The sequence below is a fragment of the Mucilaginibacter arboris genome, from assembly GCF_009754915.1.
GTDB lineage: Bacteria > Bacteroidota > Bacteroidia > Sphingobacteriales > Sphingobacteriaceae > Mucilaginibacter_A > Mucilaginibacter_A arboris.
On record NZ_WPIK01000025.1, the window covers coordinates 1 to 15,268 of the forward strand.

Below are 15,268 nucleotides of genomic sequence, written 5' to 3' on the forward strand. Positions count from 1 at the left end.
TCCTGCCAGAAGTTTCTGAGCAGGGCTTTTTTGTTGAGGGTTTATTACAAGTATATTTTTTTGTATTCATCTATTGCTTAAGTTTAGGAATTGTAAACTTAGTTTTTTAATATGCTTAAAAATTTTTATATTTTATTGGTTTTATTATGTATGGATGAATATTAATGTATCAGGACAATCACTTGCGCTTTTTGATACAAAGCTTTATTCAGAAAAAATTACCTTTTGCGACTTGCTTAACAAATATGTAAACATGCAAAAAGAGTTTAAATATTATACTTTTGGTAGCTCATTTTATGGAGTTTCTTCTTATGATAACGATTCAAATATTTTTGGCAATTGGAGCTTTGTTGTACGAAGAGATAGTTTAAATCAGTATGGCTTTTCCTCACTTGAACTTCCTATAACTGCAGAATGGTACCGCAAACTTTCATACTTTGCAGATTCTACAATAAAAATTTTCACAGTTAAATTTGGAAAACCCCTTAAGGAAACTTTTGTTAAAACAAATGTATATCAAAAAGGAAAAAAATATTTTCCAAGTGCTGTTAGAAAAGCAATGTGGCTAATTGATGGACAAAAATTAAAAGTTGATTTTTCTATTGAAGGTGAGCATAATGAATATTTTTATTTATTAAAGGTTGAAAGGTTCAAATATTATTACGGGAATACAAAACTTCCAAAATGGTGGGATGGATACTGAACTAAGAGATCTAAAACTTTGAAAGCTGGTTTATTAGTCTTTCATCAATATAAATTATTACAATGAACTTGAAAGGGAAATCAGAAACAAAAAAACTACATGATTTGCAGAAACTATGGAAACAAATTGTAAATATCTTTACGATGAACAATCCGAACAAATTCAACTGCATCATCAGTGACAAATATCCCGATACGATAATTTCCTATTCGTATTCGATAAGCATTTTTAAAACCCTTTAATTTTTTAATATTTTTTATTGATGCAATATTAAAAGATTGTTCTACATTTTCTATTGTTGCCAAAACATCTTCTGATACAGCTTTATTCTTAATTTTGGTTAGGTCCTTGTTAAACTTGTCCAGGAATTCAACCTTCATACTCCTTTCAGTGTTTCCATAATTGTTTCCTTAGAAACTTTTTCTGTACGATCGGCTTCTTTCATTAAAATGGCTAAGCCTAAATCTTCCTGATCCTCTTCAGAAATTACTTTAGAAACAACATTCATTCTTGATAAAAGCTGTGTTAGCAATTCAAATTCTGCTTTATCTTTTGGGTTAATAATAATACTTTCCATACTCGAATATAATTAAAAATAGTTGTAGATACTGAAAATTAATCCATTTCAAAAAAAGCCCGATCAAACATCTGACCTCGTCTGTGCTTCTTTTAAGACTATTTTTTGTTCAGGCGAAACCCAATTTAATTTCTTTTACAATGATTTTATTGGCCGGCAAGGATTACCTGCTGCAAAGGTATCAGCGGCAATATTTTTTGTTACTACACTTCCCGCTCCAATTACGCAGCGGTCACCAATTGTAACGCCGGGACATATAATTACGCCTCCGCCAATCCAAACATCCGAGCCAATGGTAACAGGTTTTGCAAACTCAAGGCCGGATGACCTTTCTTTATAATCCATTGGGTGCGTAGCCGTATATACTTGGATAGCCGGGCCAAATAAAACATTGTTTCCAATAGTAACTTTCATTACATCAAGGATAGTACAGTTAAAATTGAAAAAAACTTTATCGCCAACAATTATATTAGTGCCGTAATCACAGAAAAAAGGCGGTTCTACCCAAAAATCTAATCCCTGGTCCGGAATTAATTCCTTTAATACCTGCTGCTTTAGTTCGTCATCGTTTAAATTGTTAAGCTGCTTTAAAAGCAGCCTTGCCCTTTTTCTTTCAATAATCAGTTCTGCATCAGATGCATTATATAAATCGCCATTGATCATTTTTTGCTTTTCCGTCATTATTATATATCGTAAAACCGAATTTACTGTTTTGTTGTCAGCCGTGAGAGAGAGCTTCAAGCAAGTTTTACATTTTGCTCATACTCCTTCCACAAAAAATAAACAAAGAACATAAACGCAAGTGCAATCAGCGGAGCGATAATTAACCCAAAACCATCACCGGCAAAAAGCCCTGGAAGCAGCAGCACCAATAAAATTAAAGGCAAAACCCGCTTACGCCCATTCTTTTATAGTGTAAAATTTGGTTTGTAAAATTGCTATCACTCCCAGGATTTTAGCCACACCAAAAATGGTAAGTGCATACATCGGATAACCTAAATGTTTTAATACTTCTTGTCCGGCTGCTGCCCGTGTTATGGCGCCAATTCCATCCATTAGCATAAACAAGGAAAAAATGATTGTAATTATCCAATACACAGTTTTAATTGTTTTTGGCTTCATATTAACCATTATTATTTCAAAATGAGAATTTAACTAACTTATCCAAGTTTATATAATTCAATTACTTTTTTCATAATTGAATATCTAACTTATTAAAAACTTGATATACTTCTTTTATCGTATATAAATTGACATCAATTTAAAAGAGGTATCAACTCAGCAATTTACAGATGAACTAATCATCCACTTTATTACAAACTGATCTGTTACCAAACTCGTTAAGCCGCCCCAGAATTGCGGTTTAAAATCATCCAGAACCTTTCCGCCTGTAGTTAGTTTATCCGTTTGGTTAAATATTTAAGGTTAGTTTTTCTGTTCTATTACTGATAAAATATTTCCGGCAGGATCTTTAAACCATGCAATTAAAGGCGTACCGCGGCAAATTCCTTTCTCATCCGTTTTTAAATAAGGTTCGTTGTAATGCTCAAATTGTACACCTTTACTGCTTAATCCATCTACAGTTTGCTCAATATTATCTACCTGAAAATTCAAAACAGTGAAAGTTGCCGGAACATGGTTTGGTTTTGGATAGATGACAACCTGATTGCCGCCAGCTAAATTTAATTTTAACAAACCATACATTTCTTCCGAAACTTCCAATCCAAGTTTAGAGCTGTAAAAATCTTTGGCTTTCGGAATATCATCTACCGAAAAGCCACTAAAGGCCTTACTGTTTTTAAGCATAAATTTTAAGTTTTGTATTATAATGATCCAATTTTAGATTTTATTTTTTGCTGAAATTGAACATCCATTGTATGCCAAATTTATCGATGCAACTTCCATAATAAGCGCCCCAAAAGGTATCTTGCAATTGCTGGGTAACTTTTCCGCCTTCCGACAATGTATCAAATAACCTTTTTGTTTCTTCTTTAGAATCCGGATCGAGGCAGATATGAACATTATTTCCAAAATTCACTTTAAAGCCCATCGTTTCCGGTGCGTCTGTTCCCATTAAGGTATGTCCGCCCGGTAAATCCAGTTCAATGTGCATAACCAGGTTTTTGTCGGCCTCTGGTATAGGCATTTTTTCAGTTGCCGGGATGTCTCCAAAACGTCCAATCCCGCCTCCGCCAAATTCTCCCCCGAAAACAGATCTGTAAAAATTAAATGCTTCTTCCGTATTGCGCGGAAAATTAAGGTAGGTGCTAACTTTTGACATAACTTCAGGTTTTTAAGTTTATAAATGTGTTACGAATTTATGCAAATAAAAAGAGTATCGGCAGGTGCAAATACGGCAAAGTAAAGGGTTGATTACGACACTTACTTCCGTTATATTTGGTATATGAAACACATCTCGGTCCTTATCCCGGAAGGCGAAACCAGCCTGAGCAACATTGAAGCAACTTACAAAATGTTTACCAAGGTAAATGAAGCATTGGAGCGCGCAGGGAAACTGCCTTTGTTTAAAGTTCAGCTGATTGGGATAAGCCGGGAAACAACTTTGTCCAATGGTTTATTTACCATAAAACCAGAACTGGATATTCGTGATGATTTCAAAACGGATTTGGTTATTATTCCCGCTGTACACGGCGATATTGTTAAAATTTTAACTGCTAACCGTGATCTTATTCCATGGATCATCAGGCAACATCAAGCTGGCGCCGAAGTTGTTTCACTATGTATTGGTGCATTCATTTTAGCTGCCACAGGTTTATTAAATGGAAAAAGTTGCACCACTCATTGGTTAATGGCAGAAGAATTCCGGCAGATGTACCCCGAAGTAAACTTAATGCCTTATAAAATCATTACCGATGAGGACGGCATTTATACCAGCGGCGGCGCTTATTCGTCCTTAAACCTGATCCTGTACCTGGTTGAAAAATTTGCAGGAAGAAGCATCGCGCTGCTCTCCTCTAAAATATTTGAGATTGATATTGATCGAAACAGCCAGTCGCCTTTCATGATTTTTAACGGGCAAAAAGAGCATGACGACGAAGCGGTCAAGAAAGCACAGAACTTTATCGAACACAATTTTCAGCAGAAGATCACCATCGACCAGCTTGCTTCCATGCTTTGTTTAAGCAGGAGAAATCTCGAACGCAGGTTTAAAAAAGCAACATCCAACACCACGATGGAATATATGCAGCGCGTTAAAATTGAAGCTGCTAAAAAGAGTTTCGAAACCAACCGGAAAAACATTAACGAAGTAATGTTTGATGTGGGTTATACCGATACCAAAGCTTTCAGGATGATGTTTAAAAAGATAACCGGCTTATCTCCTATCGATTATAAAAATAAATATAACCGTGTTACTGAGGCAGCCTAAAGTTGTATGGCCTGGTTTAAAAAAAGGCCCCGCACTTTAAAACTACGAAACCTTTTTTACTTAAACTTTTATTTAATGCTCATCCGCACTTGGGCCATAACTTCCGGGAATTGGAATATTCAGCAAACGCAAATAAACACCCAATTGTGCCCGGTGATGAACAATTTGGCTAAACGTCATCCGGATTGTTTCACCTTTAGTAGCAACATAAACAACTTCTTCACCATTACGCAAAGTCCAGGTTGGTAATAATTGTTCGTCTGTTGCTGCTGCCAGGTGTTCCCTTCCATTTTTCAATGATTTTTCAAACAGTTCCAGCAATTCATTGGTGCTGTTTATTACAGGGGGCTGATAAGGACTGTCGGCAAAATTAAGCCCATCAGTAACAAGTGCCATGGTTACCCAAGTTGGCAGTTCTGCAATGTGGGTAGTAAGCATACGAATGGACATGCTTTTTTCATGCGGTTTCCAGTCGTACCTGTCATTCGGTACACGTTCCAGCATTTTACGGGTGGTTACCGCTTCCATGTCCATTTCTTTTAATAACATTTGAATAATTGACATAATTTTTAGTGTTGGTTAATGCTACAAATCAACCACAGGCTTATGACAACTGTATGTCAGCAGGAAAACTGACTGCGAAAATATTTATAAAGAGATATTGCTAACTATGGCACGAACGCGCTCCTTTAAATGCTGAGGTGAAATAATTTGCGCATAATCGGCAAACATCAGATACCAGCGGGCAAAACCTTCGGGCGAATAAGTAAGGAAAGTCATTTCCATTCCGTCGGCTGTCTCTTTTTCTCCTGTAAAGCCATGATAATATTTTTGTTCGCCCAAATGCCTGGCTGCATATAAACTCACGCGAACCGTAATTTCGGTAAGGTCTTTATCCGGCGACATTTTTTCCAGGTAGCTTTTTAAGGAAGGATGTTTATCTTCATATTGCTGTTCGGTTATACAGAGATCAGTTATCCGGTCAAACCGAAAATCGCGGTAATCTTCACGCATTTTACACCAGGCAATTAAATGCCAGTAATTATCTAAGTAAAAAATGCCTACCGGTTCTATATAACGCTCGGTATATTCCTGTTTGTAGTAAGCAAAATAGTTGAGGCTTAATATTTTCTTATCAGCAATGGCTTTTAATATTGTTTGTAATGGCCTAACTTCTTCTTTTAAATGCGGAGGCCTTTTTGCTTTAAGAACCGCAATACGGTCATCAATATTGGTGATGAAATCTTTTTCTGCTGAACGAAGCACAGCTTTCACCTTGTACATTGCGGATTGATAATGGTCGCTGTTTGCCGAATCCGTCAGTTTTTCCACCAATTTTTCTGCTGTAATAAAAGCGGTTGCTTCTTCCAAAGTAAACATTACCGGAGGCAAACGGTAACCATCCATCAAAGAATAGCCAACACCTGCTTCTCCAATCAGCGGAATTCCTGCTTCTTCCAGCGTTTTAACATCCCGGTAAACGGTGCGCAAGCTGATATTGAACCGAGCGGCAATATCCTGCGCCTTCACTACTTTTCGTGATTGCAACTGGATCAATATCGCCGAAATCCGATCTATCCTGTTCATGCTGATTTTTCTACCGGAGAAGTAAAAATAGGGATGCTGTTTTTATCAACCTAAAATCTTTATATTGAAATTTGAACTGCATTTTTTACAATTGAAGTTGTTTAATCTTTTAGAGCTCTGCTTAAATTTATACAATCCTTACATGCTCAGGATTTGATAGGTTCAAGATTGGTACGTATGCTTCTTTTACCGGGTAAAAATAGGTATTTGCATCCGGTTAAATCAATCAGAAAAAATACAACATTTTTTAAGCTGATAAAAGAAGCATCGCCATTTCATCAAAACCTGCTGCTGATACCCCACCACCATAAGCACCCTGATAAAAGAAGCATAGCCATTTCATCAACCCAAAAATCAAAGAAAGCAGGATTCAATTTTAGGCTGATAAAAGAAGCATCGCCATTTAACCGATTTTGTCATTTCGACCGCAGGGAGAAATCTTCTTCGGATAAGCCTGATCTCTCTGATGCTTTGAAGAAGATCCCTCTCTTCGTTCGGGATGACAACGACGATGATTTTTACGCTGATAAAAGAAGCATCTGCCCCAAAAGAGAGAAAAAGTTTAAACAGCATCATGAGCATTACCGGTAACCCATCGCCTGCAAATTAAACAATTCGGCGTAGCGGCCACCTTTAAGCAATAATTCTTCGTGACTTCCGATTTCTACCAGTTCTCCTTTTTCTAAAACCAAAATCCTATCTGCCATGCGAACTGTAGAAAAACGGTGCGATATCAATACTGCCGATTTTCCTTTCGTTAGTTCTGCAAACCGTTGAAAAACTTCGTATTCTGCCCGCGCATCCAAAGCAGATGTTGGCTCGTCTAAGATCAGCAGTTGTGCATCGCGCATGTACGCGCGTGCAATGGCTACTTTTTGCCATTCTCCGCCGGATAATTCCACGCCTTCGTAAAAGCGTTTGCCCAGCATCTGGTCGTACTGGCCGGGTAGTTTCTTAGCCAGGCCATCCGCCAGGCTTTGTTTTGCTGCTATTTCGATCAGTTCGCGGTTTTCTTTTTGTTGGATGTTTCCTACCGCAATGTTTTGGGCAAAAGTCATCTGATAACGCAAATAATCCTGGAAGATGATGCCAATGTTCATCCGCAGATCGTTCAGATCGTATTCTTTTAAATCGGTTCCATCTAATAAAATCCGTCCTTCGGTTGGGTCATATAATCTTGCCAGCAATTTCACCAAAGTTGTTTTGCCCGTGCCGTTTTCGCCTACTAAAGCCAGTTTTTCTCCGGGATGAAGCGTAAAGTTTAAATGCCGGTTGGCCCATCTTTCTGAATGGAGATATTTAAATCCGACATCTTCAAACTTAAACCCTTGCAAAACTACTTTTGGAAACGGTTTAGGTTTGCCTGTTACTTTTATTTTAGGCTGAATTTCGAAGAACTCGAAGAAATCGCGCAGGTAAACTGCTCCTTGCGAAACCGTTGTAAAACGTGTTAAAATCCCTTCCAGCAATGCCCTTAACTGCCGGAAAGAACCTGCCAGAAATGTTAGCTGGCCTAAAGAAATGCTGCCGTTAACGGTCTGTATAATGATATAAACATAAGCGGCATAATAGCCGCTGCTGCCTAAAAGCGCAAAAAAAGAACCCCAGGAAGCACGTTTAATAACAATCCGTTTGTTATCAGCATAAAACTGATTGGAAAGCTGTTTAAAACGATCAATGATAAAACCGGAAAGATCAAAGATTTTCACTTCTTTGGCGGTTTCATCGCTGGCACCCAAATATCGAACATAATCCAGCTCGCGCCGCTCAGGCGTTTGTCCGCGCGTTAAAGCATAAGTTTGATCGTTAAAATAAGATTCGCCCAGGAAAGCCGGAATTATAGCCACTAAAAGAAGCAAAATGAGCCAGGGATTGAACGCCATCAAGCCAGCTGCCAGAAAACCCATCGTAATTAAATCCTGTACCTGGCTCAAAACCTGCGAAAGCAAAATGGTACGGCCAATGGTTTGCTGCCGCGCGCGTTCCAGCTTATCGTAAAACACGGCATCTTCAAACTGGTCCAGGTCTAAAATTGCAGCATGTTCCATAATTTTAACCGAGGTATGGTTAGAAAAAAGATCGCCTAACAAACTATCCAGCAAGATAATGGCGCGGCTTAAACTATCGGCAGCAATGGCCAGACCAAATTCTATTGCAACCAGAACCCATAAATGATGATGATCGCCCTGACTGCGATTGAGCAAAACTACCTGATCAATGATGAGTTTGCCGATATATAAAATAGCCAATGGCAATGCTGAACGCAATAAACGGAGAAAAGCGTTTGCAACAGTCATACCCGGACTGGTTTGCCAAACCAGTTGAAAGAACTGCGGCAGGTTGCGCAATGCCGCAAGCCGTTCTTTTAGCGTTAATGGTTTTATTTTTGGCGCGCCGTTTTGCCTTTTACCCGAATTGCTTAACTTCATCGGCCAAAATTAAGAGAATAGTGGTTAGAAAAGCGTTTTTTGCAGGAACCCGGAAATAAAAAGTGTATATTTTAAGAGATGGCCTGGCTTAAGCATTTATCCGGTTTGAAGTAACTGATGCTTCTTTTACCGACTAAAAATCAGCATCTCTACTCCTGTAGCTTCTAAAATACCAACTGATTGCCGAGCGGTACAAATGCTTATTCCAGCCGTAACCTTTTGCAAACAATTTAGGTTGTAAAACATGAAAAAGCAAAGGTTCGCCATGATCGTCCGAATAAAACTTAATGGCATCTGCAGGTAATTTTACGTTTTCTTCTGCCTGCGGATAAACGCGCATCCGGAATTCTTTTTCCCGGCAAACAATTAAATCGCGGGCAGGATTTTCAGGATCGGGAATTACTTCAAAAGTTAACATTTTTATCTTTGTTGGATAGTTAAACAGCCCAATCATCCTCACTGATGCATCTTTTAATTAGGCTAAACCATTTCTGACCTACAATTTCTTTTCCAAAAATGATTAGGTTATCCATTTATACTTGTATTTATTAGTTTGCCGCTTGTGCTTGCGTTGCCGCTTGGATTATTATAAATACCGATGATGCTTCTTTTATGTTTGGAATTTTTATTGGAGGATGGAATCCGAAGTTAAGTGCAGCAAGTAAAATTTGTCAATTTAAAAAATTAAATGTATTTTAGTAACTTTAGGCAAGCTAATAAAAGTGTAAAATGCTAGTAGAAAGAACAACCAATAATGAAATTGTGATTACAGTATCACCTTATGTTGATAGTTTTGGAATTCAACGGTTGATTGATTATGCAAAATACTTAGAGGCAACAGCACACAGTAAAGCAAAACAAGCCGATGCAGATGCATTAGCGGAGAAGATTAATGCTTCTTGGTGGGAAAATAACAAGAACCGTTTTTTACAATGAAATTAATAGTTGATGCTAACATTGTTTTTAGCGCAATATTAAATACTAACGGTAAAATTGGAGATTTGCTGATTAATTCTAATAAGTACTTTACTTTTATTGCACCAGATTTTTTGAGAATAGAAATTAAAAAACATCATTTAAAAATTATTAAAATTTCTGGATTGACATTAGAACAAGTTCAGGAGGCAGAATTTCAAATTTATAAAGATATTACATTTATTTCCGAAGAACAAATCAAAGTATCAACCTGGATTGCAGCAGAAAAATTAGTTTTTGATATTGACCCCAAAGACATTACTTATGGTTTCCTCGAAATTTTCTGCAATAACCTTTTCTATTTCATCAGCTTCTTCTTTCGACCAAATACCAGACATTGCTGAGAACAGATTTGTCGAATCATCTTCCTGTAATGCAGTTTTTTTTAAGTACAGCTTCTAAAGCAGAAAGTGTATGCTCATTATCAATTTTGAGCACTTCTTCAATTAAATGTAATTTACGTGCATCAAAATATCATAATCAAATCTAACTAATGTTTTATAAATTTCAATAGCAAGGTATTAGTTATAATTTGAATTGAATTTTATCTATTTAAAGCTATCCCTATTCCTTCCCATTCAACAAAAATTCAATCAAATCATCCGTATTCCTAAAAAAATCTTTGTAAACATTAAACAATTCCGTTTCATGATACTTTTTTATCTGAATACCTTCTTCACTAAACTCATAAATAATAGCATTTGGATAGGCAATTAAAATTGGCGAATGCGTGGCAATAACAAACTGGGAATTTTGCTTTACCAATTCATCGATGCGCAGCAACATGGCCATTTGCCTTGTTGGCGATAATGCTGCTTCCGGCTCATCCAGAATGTACAATCCATTACCAAAAAATCTGTTCATAAAAAGTGCCCAAAAGGATTCTCCATGAGATTGTTCGTGTAAAGAAGTGCCTCCGTAGGAATCAATAATACCGTCCCCTATTTTTTCAATCTCTGTTGCAACGTTATAAAAACTCTCACTTCTTAAAAAAAAGCCATCAGTATGCTTGTTCACACCTCTTGAAGTACGCATGTGATGATGCAATTCGGAGTGAGAGGCCCTTGTATTGAAATTAAAATTGGAACTACCACCTTCCGGGTTAAATCCCGAAAGCACTGCAATGGCTTCAATTAAAGTGGATTTGCCTGTCCCGTTCTCTCCTACAAAGAAAGTTACTTCCTGATGAAACTCAAGATGATCGGTAGTTTTGAAAAAAGGAAGATTGAAAGGATAACTGTCGAAATTTTCTATATTCTGTTTGTTAAAATAGAGTTCTATCAGTTCGACTTTTGAAATCATCTTTTATAATATCAGTTTAAGCTTTGCCGGTTAGTTATTTGGCGAGGAGTTTAAAAAGCAATTATAAGGTTGTTTAAACGACTTGGAAATAATAAAATTTTATTTGTTGTTCCTGGCTCCATTTTATCCCCATAAAAGAAGCATCTGACTAAAGCAGACAAGAAAGAAAATAAGTTTAAACAACTTCAATTATAACAAAAGAAGCACCCAATTTTCACGGATGCTTCTTTTATCACCTAAAAATTGATATTATATATAATCGTTAATTAAATTTTCCAAGTATTCCTGTTTGCCGCTGATGGTTGCTGGTTCTCCGTTTTCTGCAGCGTAGTTGCGCAGGTCTTCTAAAGATAATTTACCTTCTTCAAACTCCTTGCCTTTTCCACTGTCAAAAGAAGCATAACGCTCTTCTCGTACTTTTTTGTAATCTGATTTTTGCAGGATGTTATCCGCAGTAATCAAAGCACATAATACGTTTTGTTAAAAAGAATTTTCAGGTTTTAGAAATTTGTCCTAAATTTACAGACAGTTGTCTAATTTATATTTTTTATGACTTATTTAGAAAAAGATATTACCAATAAACTTGATAAAGAAGTTGCCTCAATAATTAAGCGTTCTGGTTTTGATAAGCAATTAACATCATCGATAAAGCATCTAACCTATTCAGACTTATTTTTAAATAAAATGCTTATTATCCAGGTAATTCGAGAAGGGGTTCCTTATTCTTTTTTTAGTTTAATCCAACATTATACACCTTTTAGCGAAAATGATTGGGCGAAGTTTTTGGATATATCAACTAAGTCTTTACAACGCTATAAACAAACATCAAAAAAATTTAAACCAACACAGTCAGAAAAAATTATGGAGATGGCGGAAGTTACCAATGTTGGATTAGATGTTTTTGGAGAAATGGAGAAATTTAAACTCTGGTTAGATACACCTAATTTTGCATTAGGAAATATGAGGCCGATTGAATTACTTAACGATTCTTATGGTAAAGAAATGGTAATTGGAGAACTTACCCGGATAAACTATGGTATTTTAGTTTGATGGAAGTTTTTAGGTTATCCAGAAAAAAATTTGCAACTGATTTATCCGGAAAAGGTTCAGCCTTAAAAGGTGCCAGATGGAATTCTGTTGGTGTAGAACTGATTTATACTGCGGGAAACAGATCACTGGCGATGGCAGAAGTTGCAGTACACTTTACGTTAGCAACATTACCGAGTGATTATGTAATGATGGCTGTATTTATACCGGATGATATATCTTTGGTTAGACTTAATATTTCTGATTTGCCGATAGATTGGAATATGTTTCCTCATCCAGCATTAACCCAATCAATCGGAGATAAGTTTGTAGCAGACAATAAATATTGTATTCTTCAAATTCCATCAGCTGTAACTTTTGGAGATTATAATTTTTTGATAAATCCAAATCACCCTGATTTTTTAAATATTAAAATTATAGAAACTGTTGATTTCCCTTTCGATAAAAGGGTATTTAGGTGAAGTTTCAAATTCTGATACTTCTTTTACAACTTAAAATTCAGGATAATAACCTACTAATTATCCCAAAGTTTTAATGCACTTTAAATTTTATTTACTCTACGAATTATAGTTTGAATTGCTGTAATCTGATAAAGCTTATTGGTTGGTAATAACTTTATAAAAAGCATTTCATCTAAGATAAAATCTGTTATTATAGTATTAGTTGTGTCTCCTTTCGGTATTTTTTCGAGTTGAGGCTGCTCTAATTTTAATTCGATATTAGAATATTGAATCAATTCAAGACTATTATAAATAGGAACTTTTTCGTTAATTTTATAAAAATCAAATTCTGGATGATTTTGTAATTTATTAAAAGCCTCAAGTGCAGAATTATCAGGAAACAAGTATTGGAAGTTATATTCTACTTGAGTATACGTTCTTCTGATCAGCTCATTACTGTTTATTATCTCGCATTTATAAGACGTAGTATCATTTTTAAGTATTATCAAATCATTTTTTAAATAACTTTTTTTACTCAATTGTATTCCAATAGAAAAGGTATTAAAAATATTTACTTGACATATTAATCCAAGTGACTTAGCGTCCATTAATATTACATAATGATTGTTATTTTCAAAGTCTATTAAATGCGACAAAGGTTTCAGTATTTTTTTATCAAATCCATTACCTATAAAAATTATATCTGATTTCATTTTTTGTATATCAGCATTGAATAGTATCTCGGATATTTTTACTGCTAATTCATCATGAAAATATTGGGGGATTTGATCTACAGCAAATTCATAAGCAATTTTTAATAGTGCAATTTTGAAATCTACTATATCTATAGTAATTTTAGATTCAAGCCATGGTTCTTCTATAGTTTCTTCGATTTGATTTTCAAAACTAATCTTTGATCTATCTAAATTTCTCATTTTTAATATTTTGTCTATAATTCCATCTTTTAAGTGCAGGTCTTTTTTGTCAATACTAAATGAAAAATTACTTTGTGGATAATCTGACTTTAATTCTGGTACAAACGGTAATAATCTTAAAATAAACTTTCCATCTTTATTTAAATCAAATGTAGCCTTTCGGCCAGGTTCATTTTTTAATGTTTGTACTCCTGCAAAAGGATTGGGAATTCTTCCAGATTTCCCTTTAATATTCAGTTCATATCGTTTAAATTCAATAAACTTATGACTTGTAAGTTTACTGTCTATCTCAGCTCCCATTTTAGAATTACAATCTTCACAAACTGTAAATATATGGTAGTAACCTTTTATAGAATCAGGAATTACATGCTCATCATTAAATTTAATTTTTTCTTTTCTACAGATTATACATTTTCGCATAAGTTTTTCTTTTACACTAAATATAATTTAAATCAGAACTGAAGTAAACGATATTTAAAAAATTAGATTATAAAAAAAGAAGCACCCGATTTTCACCGGATGCTTCTTTTATCACCTAAAAATCGTTAACCTTAGATATAACGGTTAATTAAATTTTCCAAGTATTCCTGTTTGCCGCTGATGGTTGCAGGTTCTCCGTTTTCTGCAGCGTAGTTGCGCAGGTCTTCCAAAGATAATTTACCTTCTTCAAACTCCTTGCCTTTTCCACTATCAAAAGAAGCATAACGCTCTTCGCGTACTTTTTTGTAATCAGATTTTTGTAGGATGTTATCTGCAGTAATCAAAGCACGGGCAAAAATGTCCATGCCGCCAACATGTGCATAAAACAAATCAGCCGGATCAGTAGAATTTCTTCTGATCTTGGCATCAAAGTTTACACCGCCGTATTTAATGCCGCCGCCTTCCAAAATAATTAACATCGATTCTGTCAGCTCATTAATATCATTCGGAAACTGGTCTGTATCCCAGCCATTTTGCATATCACCACGGTTGGCATCGATAGAACCTAATAAACCGTTATCAACAGCAACCTGCAGCTCATGCTGGAAAGTATGTCCGGCTAAAGTAGCGTGGTTTACTTCCAGGTTTAAAGAAAAATCATTCAGCAAATCATATTTTTGCAAGAAACCGAACACTGTTGCCGCATCAAAATCATATTGGTGTTTAGTTGGTTCTGCAGGTTTTGGCTCGATAAAGAAGCTTCCTTTAAAACCGTTTTTACGGGCATAATCTTTTGCTGCATGTAAGAATTTTGCAAAATGCTCCTGCTCGCGTTTCATGTTAGTGTTCAGCAAGGTCATGTAACCTTCGCGGCCGCCCCAAAAAGTATAATTTTCTCCGCCTAAAGCAATGGTTGCATCCAAAGCACATTTTACTTGTGCGGCACCGTGGGTTAAAACGTGAAAATCCGGATTGGTGGAAGCACCGTTCATGTAACGCTTGTGCGAAAACAAGTTGGCAGTTCCCCAAAGCAATTTTACACCGCTTTTTGCTTGTTTTTCTTTCGCATATTCTACCAAAGTTTGTAAACGGTGCTCGTTTTCGGCTACATTATCGCCGTAATCAACTACGTCCACATCGTGGAAACAGTAGTAAGGCAAGTTCATTTTGGTGAAGAATTCGAACGCTGCATCCATTTTATCTTTCGCACGTTCTATCGGATCTGCTTTTGCATCCCACGGAAAAATGTGCGTAGCGCCACCAAAAGGATCTGAACCATTACCAACGAAAGAATGCCAGTACGCACCGGCAAATTTAAAATGCTCTTTCATGGTTTTGCCGGCAACAACGCGGTTTTCGTCGTACCAGCGAAAAGCTAAAGGATTATCAGATTCCAGGCCTTCAAACTTAACCTGGCCTAAGCCTTTAAAAAACTCTTTTTCTCCTGTTATTATATTTCCCATAA

At 36.0% G+C, this 15,268-nt stretch carries 21 protein-coding genes and 1 pseudogene; 7 read left to right on the top strand and 15 right to left on the bottom strand.

What is annotated here, in order from left to right:
- Positions 1 to 154: 154 nt before the first annotated feature.
- A complete protein-coding gene (locus GO621_RS17950; RefSeq protein ID WP_157569618.1) occupies positions 155 to 703 on the top strand; it encodes a hypothetical protein in 549 nt (182 codons plus the stop codon).
- A 113-nt stretch (positions 704 to 816) separates the two neighbouring features.
- Here GO621_RS17950 and GO621_RS17955 read toward each other — a convergent pair whose 3' ends face one another.
- From GO621_RS17955 to GO621_RS17980, 7 genes are all read right to left on the bottom strand, one after another.
- Positions 817 to 1,083, bottom strand: coding sequence for a type II toxin-antitoxin system RelE family toxin (locus GO621_RS17955; RefSeq protein WP_157569620.1), 267 nt, complete (start codon positions 1,081 to 1,083; stop codon positions 817 to 819).
- Complete coding sequence (locus GO621_RS17960) at positions 1,080 to 1,280, bottom strand: hypothetical protein (RefSeq protein ID WP_157569622.1); 201 nt, start codon at positions 1,278 to 1,280, stop codon at positions 1,080 to 1,082. Before GO621_RS17960 ends, GO621_RS17955 begins: the two co-directional genes overlap by 4 nt.
- A gap of 135 nt (positions 1,281 to 1,415) precedes the next feature.
- The gene (locus GO621_RS19335; RefSeq protein ID WP_157569624.1) at positions 1,416 to 1,961 is read right to left on the bottom strand and encodes a sugar O-acetyltransferase; all 546 of its coding nucleotides are present in this window, start codon (positions 1,959 to 1,961) and stop codon (positions 1,416 to 1,418) included.
- Positions 1,962 to 2,017: 56 nt separating this feature from the next.
- Entirely contained in the window at positions 2,018 to 2,149 is a 132-nt protein-coding gene (locus GO621_RS19260; RefSeq protein WP_262885004.1) for a hypothetical protein, read from the bottom strand.
- A gap of 25 nt (positions 2,150 to 2,174) precedes the next feature.
- Positions 2,175 to 2,378 carry a DoxX family protein gene (locus GO621_RS19170; protein ID WP_317163476.1) on the bottom strand — a complete coding sequence of 68 codons (204 nt, stop codon included), beginning with the start codon at positions 2,376 to 2,378 and terminating at the stop codon, positions 2,175 to 2,177.
- A 327-nt stretch (positions 2,379 to 2,705) separates the two neighbouring features.
- On the bottom strand, positions 2,706 to 3,086 hold the full coding sequence (locus GO621_RS17975) for a VOC family protein (protein WP_157569626.1): 381 nt from the start codon (positions 3,084 to 3,086) through the stop codon (positions 2,706 to 2,708).
- Between the two features lie 40 nt (positions 3,087 to 3,126).
- A complete protein-coding gene (locus GO621_RS17980) occupies positions 3,127 to 3,561 on the bottom strand; it encodes a VOC family protein (protein ID WP_157569628.1) in 435 nt (144 codons plus the stop codon).
- A 123-nt stretch (positions 3,562 to 3,684) separates the two neighbouring features.
- Here GO621_RS17980 and GO621_RS17985 point away from each other — a divergent pair, with 123 nt between their 5' ends.
- Positions 3,685 to 4,668: a GlxA family transcriptional regulator gene (locus GO621_RS17985; RefSeq protein WP_157569630.1), complete on the top strand. Its 984-nt coding sequence runs from the start codon at positions 3,685 to 3,687 to the stop codon at positions 4,666 to 4,668.
- Between the two features lie 72 nt (positions 4,669 to 4,740).
- On the opposite strand, the gene GO621_RS17990 is transcribed toward GO621_RS17985, so the two are convergent.
- Together GO621_RS17990 and GO621_RS17995 are read right to left on the bottom strand one after the other, a co-directional pair.
- The gene (locus tag GO621_RS17990) at positions 4,741 to 5,232 is read right to left on the bottom strand and encodes a DinB family protein (RefSeq protein ID WP_157569632.1); all 492 of its coding nucleotides are present in this window, start codon (positions 5,230 to 5,232) and stop codon (positions 4,741 to 4,743) included.
- Positions 5,233 to 5,316: 84 nt separating this feature from the next.
- Complete coding sequence (locus GO621_RS17995; protein ID WP_157569635.1) at positions 5,317 to 6,255, bottom strand: helix-turn-helix transcriptional regulator; 939 nt, start codon at positions 6,253 to 6,255, stop codon at positions 5,317 to 5,319.
- A gap of 177 nt (positions 6,256 to 6,432) precedes the next feature.
- On the opposite strand from GO621_RS17995, the gene GO621_RS18000 reads away from it, so the two are divergent.
- Positions 6,433 to 6,846, top strand: coding sequence for a hypothetical protein (locus GO621_RS18000; protein WP_157569636.1), 414 nt, complete (start codon positions 6,433 to 6,435; stop codon positions 6,844 to 6,846).
- Here the strand turns inward: GO621_RS18000 and GO621_RS18005 are convergent.
- A complete protein-coding gene (locus GO621_RS18005) occupies positions 6,837 to 8,684 on the bottom strand; it encodes an ABC transporter ATP-binding protein (RefSeq protein WP_198170307.1) in 1,848 nt (615 codons plus the stop codon). The two genes, GO621_RS18000 and GO621_RS18005, sit on opposite strands and share 10 nt — an antisense overlap.
- 133 nt (positions 8,685 to 8,817) lie before the next feature.
- Positions 8,818 to 9,102, bottom strand: a complete 285-nt coding sequence (locus GO621_RS18010) for a hypothetical protein (RefSeq protein ID WP_157569638.1) — start codon at positions 9,100 to 9,102, stop codon at positions 8,818 to 8,820.
- A 311-nt stretch (positions 9,103 to 9,413) separates the two neighbouring features.
- On the opposite strand from GO621_RS18010, the gene GO621_RS18015 reads away from it, so the two are divergent.
- Positions 9,414 to 9,620, top strand: coding sequence for a hypothetical protein (locus GO621_RS18015; protein ID WP_157569640.1), 207 nt, complete (start codon positions 9,414 to 9,416; stop codon positions 9,618 to 9,620).
- On the top strand, positions 9,617 to 10,003 hold the full coding sequence (locus GO621_RS18020) for a PIN domain-containing protein (RefSeq protein WP_157569642.1): 387 nt from the start codon (positions 9,617 to 9,619) through the stop codon (positions 10,001 to 10,003). Before GO621_RS18015 ends, GO621_RS18020 begins: the two co-directional genes overlap by 4 nt.
- 220 nt (positions 10,004 to 10,223) lie before the next feature.
- Here GO621_RS18020 and GO621_RS18025 read toward each other — a convergent pair whose 3' ends face one another.
- A complete protein-coding gene (locus GO621_RS18025; protein WP_157569644.1) occupies positions 10,224 to 10,961 on the bottom strand; it encodes an AAA family ATPase in 738 nt (245 codons plus the stop codon).
- 249 nt (positions 10,962 to 11,210) lie between these two features.
- Positions 11,211 to 11,426: pseudogene (locus GO621_RS18030) on the bottom strand (xylose isomerase); the annotation flags it as partial.
- Positions 11,427 to 11,510: 84 nt separating this feature from the next.
- On the opposite strand from GO621_RS18030, the gene parS reads away from it, so the two are divergent.
- Both parS and GO621_RS18040 read left to right on the top strand, forming a co-directional pair.
- Positions 11,511 to 12,011 carry a type II RES/Xre toxin-antitoxin system antitoxin gene (gene parS, locus GO621_RS18035; protein ID WP_157569646.1) on the top strand — a complete coding sequence of 167 codons (501 nt, stop codon included), beginning with the start codon at positions 11,511 to 11,513 and terminating at the stop codon, positions 12,009 to 12,011.
- On the top strand, positions 12,011 to 12,469 hold the full coding sequence (locus tag GO621_RS18040; RefSeq protein ID WP_157569673.1) for an RES family NAD+ phosphorylase: 459 nt from the start codon (positions 12,011 to 12,013) through the stop codon (positions 12,467 to 12,469). The genes parS and GO621_RS18040 overlap by 1 nt, the downstream gene beginning before the upstream one ends.
- Before the next feature lie 80 nt (positions 12,470 to 12,549).
- Here GO621_RS18040 and GO621_RS18045 read toward each other — a convergent pair whose 3' ends face one another.
- Positions 12,550 to 13,803 carry an HNH endonuclease gene (locus tag GO621_RS18045; protein WP_157569647.1) on the bottom strand — a complete coding sequence of 418 codons (1,254 nt, stop codon included), beginning with the start codon at positions 13,801 to 13,803 and terminating at the stop codon, positions 12,550 to 12,552.
- 131 nt (positions 13,804 to 13,934) lie between these two features.
- Positions 13,935 to 15,266, bottom strand: a complete 1,332-nt coding sequence (xylA, locus tag GO621_RS18050; RefSeq protein WP_157569650.1) for a xylose isomerase — start codon at positions 15,264 to 15,266, stop codon at positions 13,935 to 13,937.
- Positions 15,267 to 15,268 lie beyond the last annotated feature (2 nt).

What these genes read in the sequence shown, in the direction of transcription:
- GO621_RS17950 (WP_157569618.1), top strand. Translation starts at nt 155, where the DNA reads ATGAATATTAATGTATCAGGACAATCACTTGCGCTTTTTGATACAAAG.
- GO621_RS17955 (WP_157569620.1), bottom strand. Translation starts at nt 1,083, where the DNA reads ATGAAGGTTGAATTCCTGGACAAGTTTAACAAGGACCTAACCAAAATT.
- GO621_RS17960 (WP_157569622.1), bottom strand. Translation starts at nt 1,280, where the DNA reads ATGGAAAGTATTATTATTAACCCAAAAGATAAAGCAGAATTTGAATTG.
- GO621_RS19335 (WP_157569624.1), bottom strand. Translation starts at nt 1,961, where the DNA reads ATGACGGAAAAGCAAAAAATGATCAATGGCGATTTATATAATGCATCT.
- GO621_RS17975 (WP_157569626.1), bottom strand. Translation starts at nt 3,086, where the DNA reads ATGCTTAAAAACAGTAAGGCCTTTAGTGGCTTTTCGGTAGATGATATT.
- GO621_RS17980 (WP_157569628.1), bottom strand. Translation starts at nt 3,561, where the DNA reads ATGTCAAAAGTTAGCACCTACCTTAATTTTCCGCGCAATACGGAAGAA.
- GO621_RS17985 (WP_157569630.1), top strand. Translation starts at nt 3,685, where the DNA reads ATGAAACACATCTCGGTCCTTATCCCGGAAGGCGAAACCAGCCTGAGC.
- GO621_RS17990 (WP_157569632.1), bottom strand. Translation starts at nt 5,232, where the DNA reads ATGTCAATTATTCAAATGTTATTAAAAGAAATGGACATGGAAGCGGTA.
- GO621_RS17995 (WP_157569635.1), bottom strand. Translation starts at nt 6,255, where the DNA reads ATGAACAGGATAGATCGGATTTCGGCGATATTGATCCAGTTGCAATCA.
- GO621_RS18000 (WP_157569636.1), top strand. Translation starts at nt 6,433, where the DNA reads ATGCTTCTTTTACCGGGTAAAAATAGGTATTTGCATCCGGTTAAATCA.
- GO621_RS18005 (WP_198170307.1), bottom strand. Translation starts at nt 8,684, where the DNA reads ATGAAGTTAAGCAATTCGGGTAAAAGGCAAAACGGCGCGCCAAAAATA.
- GO621_RS18010 (WP_157569638.1), bottom strand. Translation starts at nt 9,102, where the DNA reads ATGTTAACTTTTGAAGTAATTCCCGATCCTGAAAATCCTGCCCGCGAT.
- GO621_RS18015 (WP_157569640.1), top strand. Translation starts at nt 9,414, where the DNA reads ATGCTAGTAGAAAGAACAACCAATAATGAAATTGTGATTACAGTATCA.
- GO621_RS18020 (WP_157569642.1), top strand. Translation starts at nt 9,617, where the DNA reads ATGAAATTAATAGTTGATGCTAACATTGTTTTTAGCGCAATATTAAAT.
- GO621_RS18025 (WP_157569644.1), bottom strand. Translation starts at nt 10,961, where the DNA reads ATGATTTCAAAAGTCGAACTGATAGAACTCTATTTTAACAAACAGAAT.
- parS (WP_157569646.1), top strand. Translation starts at nt 11,511, where the DNA reads ATGACTTATTTAGAAAAAGATATTACCAATAAACTTGATAAAGAAGTT.
- GO621_RS18040 (WP_157569673.1), top strand. Translation starts at nt 12,011, where the DNA reads ATGGAAGTTTTTAGGTTATCCAGAAAAAAATTTGCAACTGATTTATCC.
- GO621_RS18045 (WP_157569647.1), bottom strand. Translation starts at nt 13,803, where the DNA reads ATGCGAAAATGTATAATCTGTAGAAAAGAAAAAATTAAATTTAATGAT.
- xylA (WP_157569650.1), bottom strand. Translation starts at nt 15,266, where the DNA reads ATGGGAAATATAATAACAGGAGAAAAAGAGTTTTTTAAAGGCTTAGGC.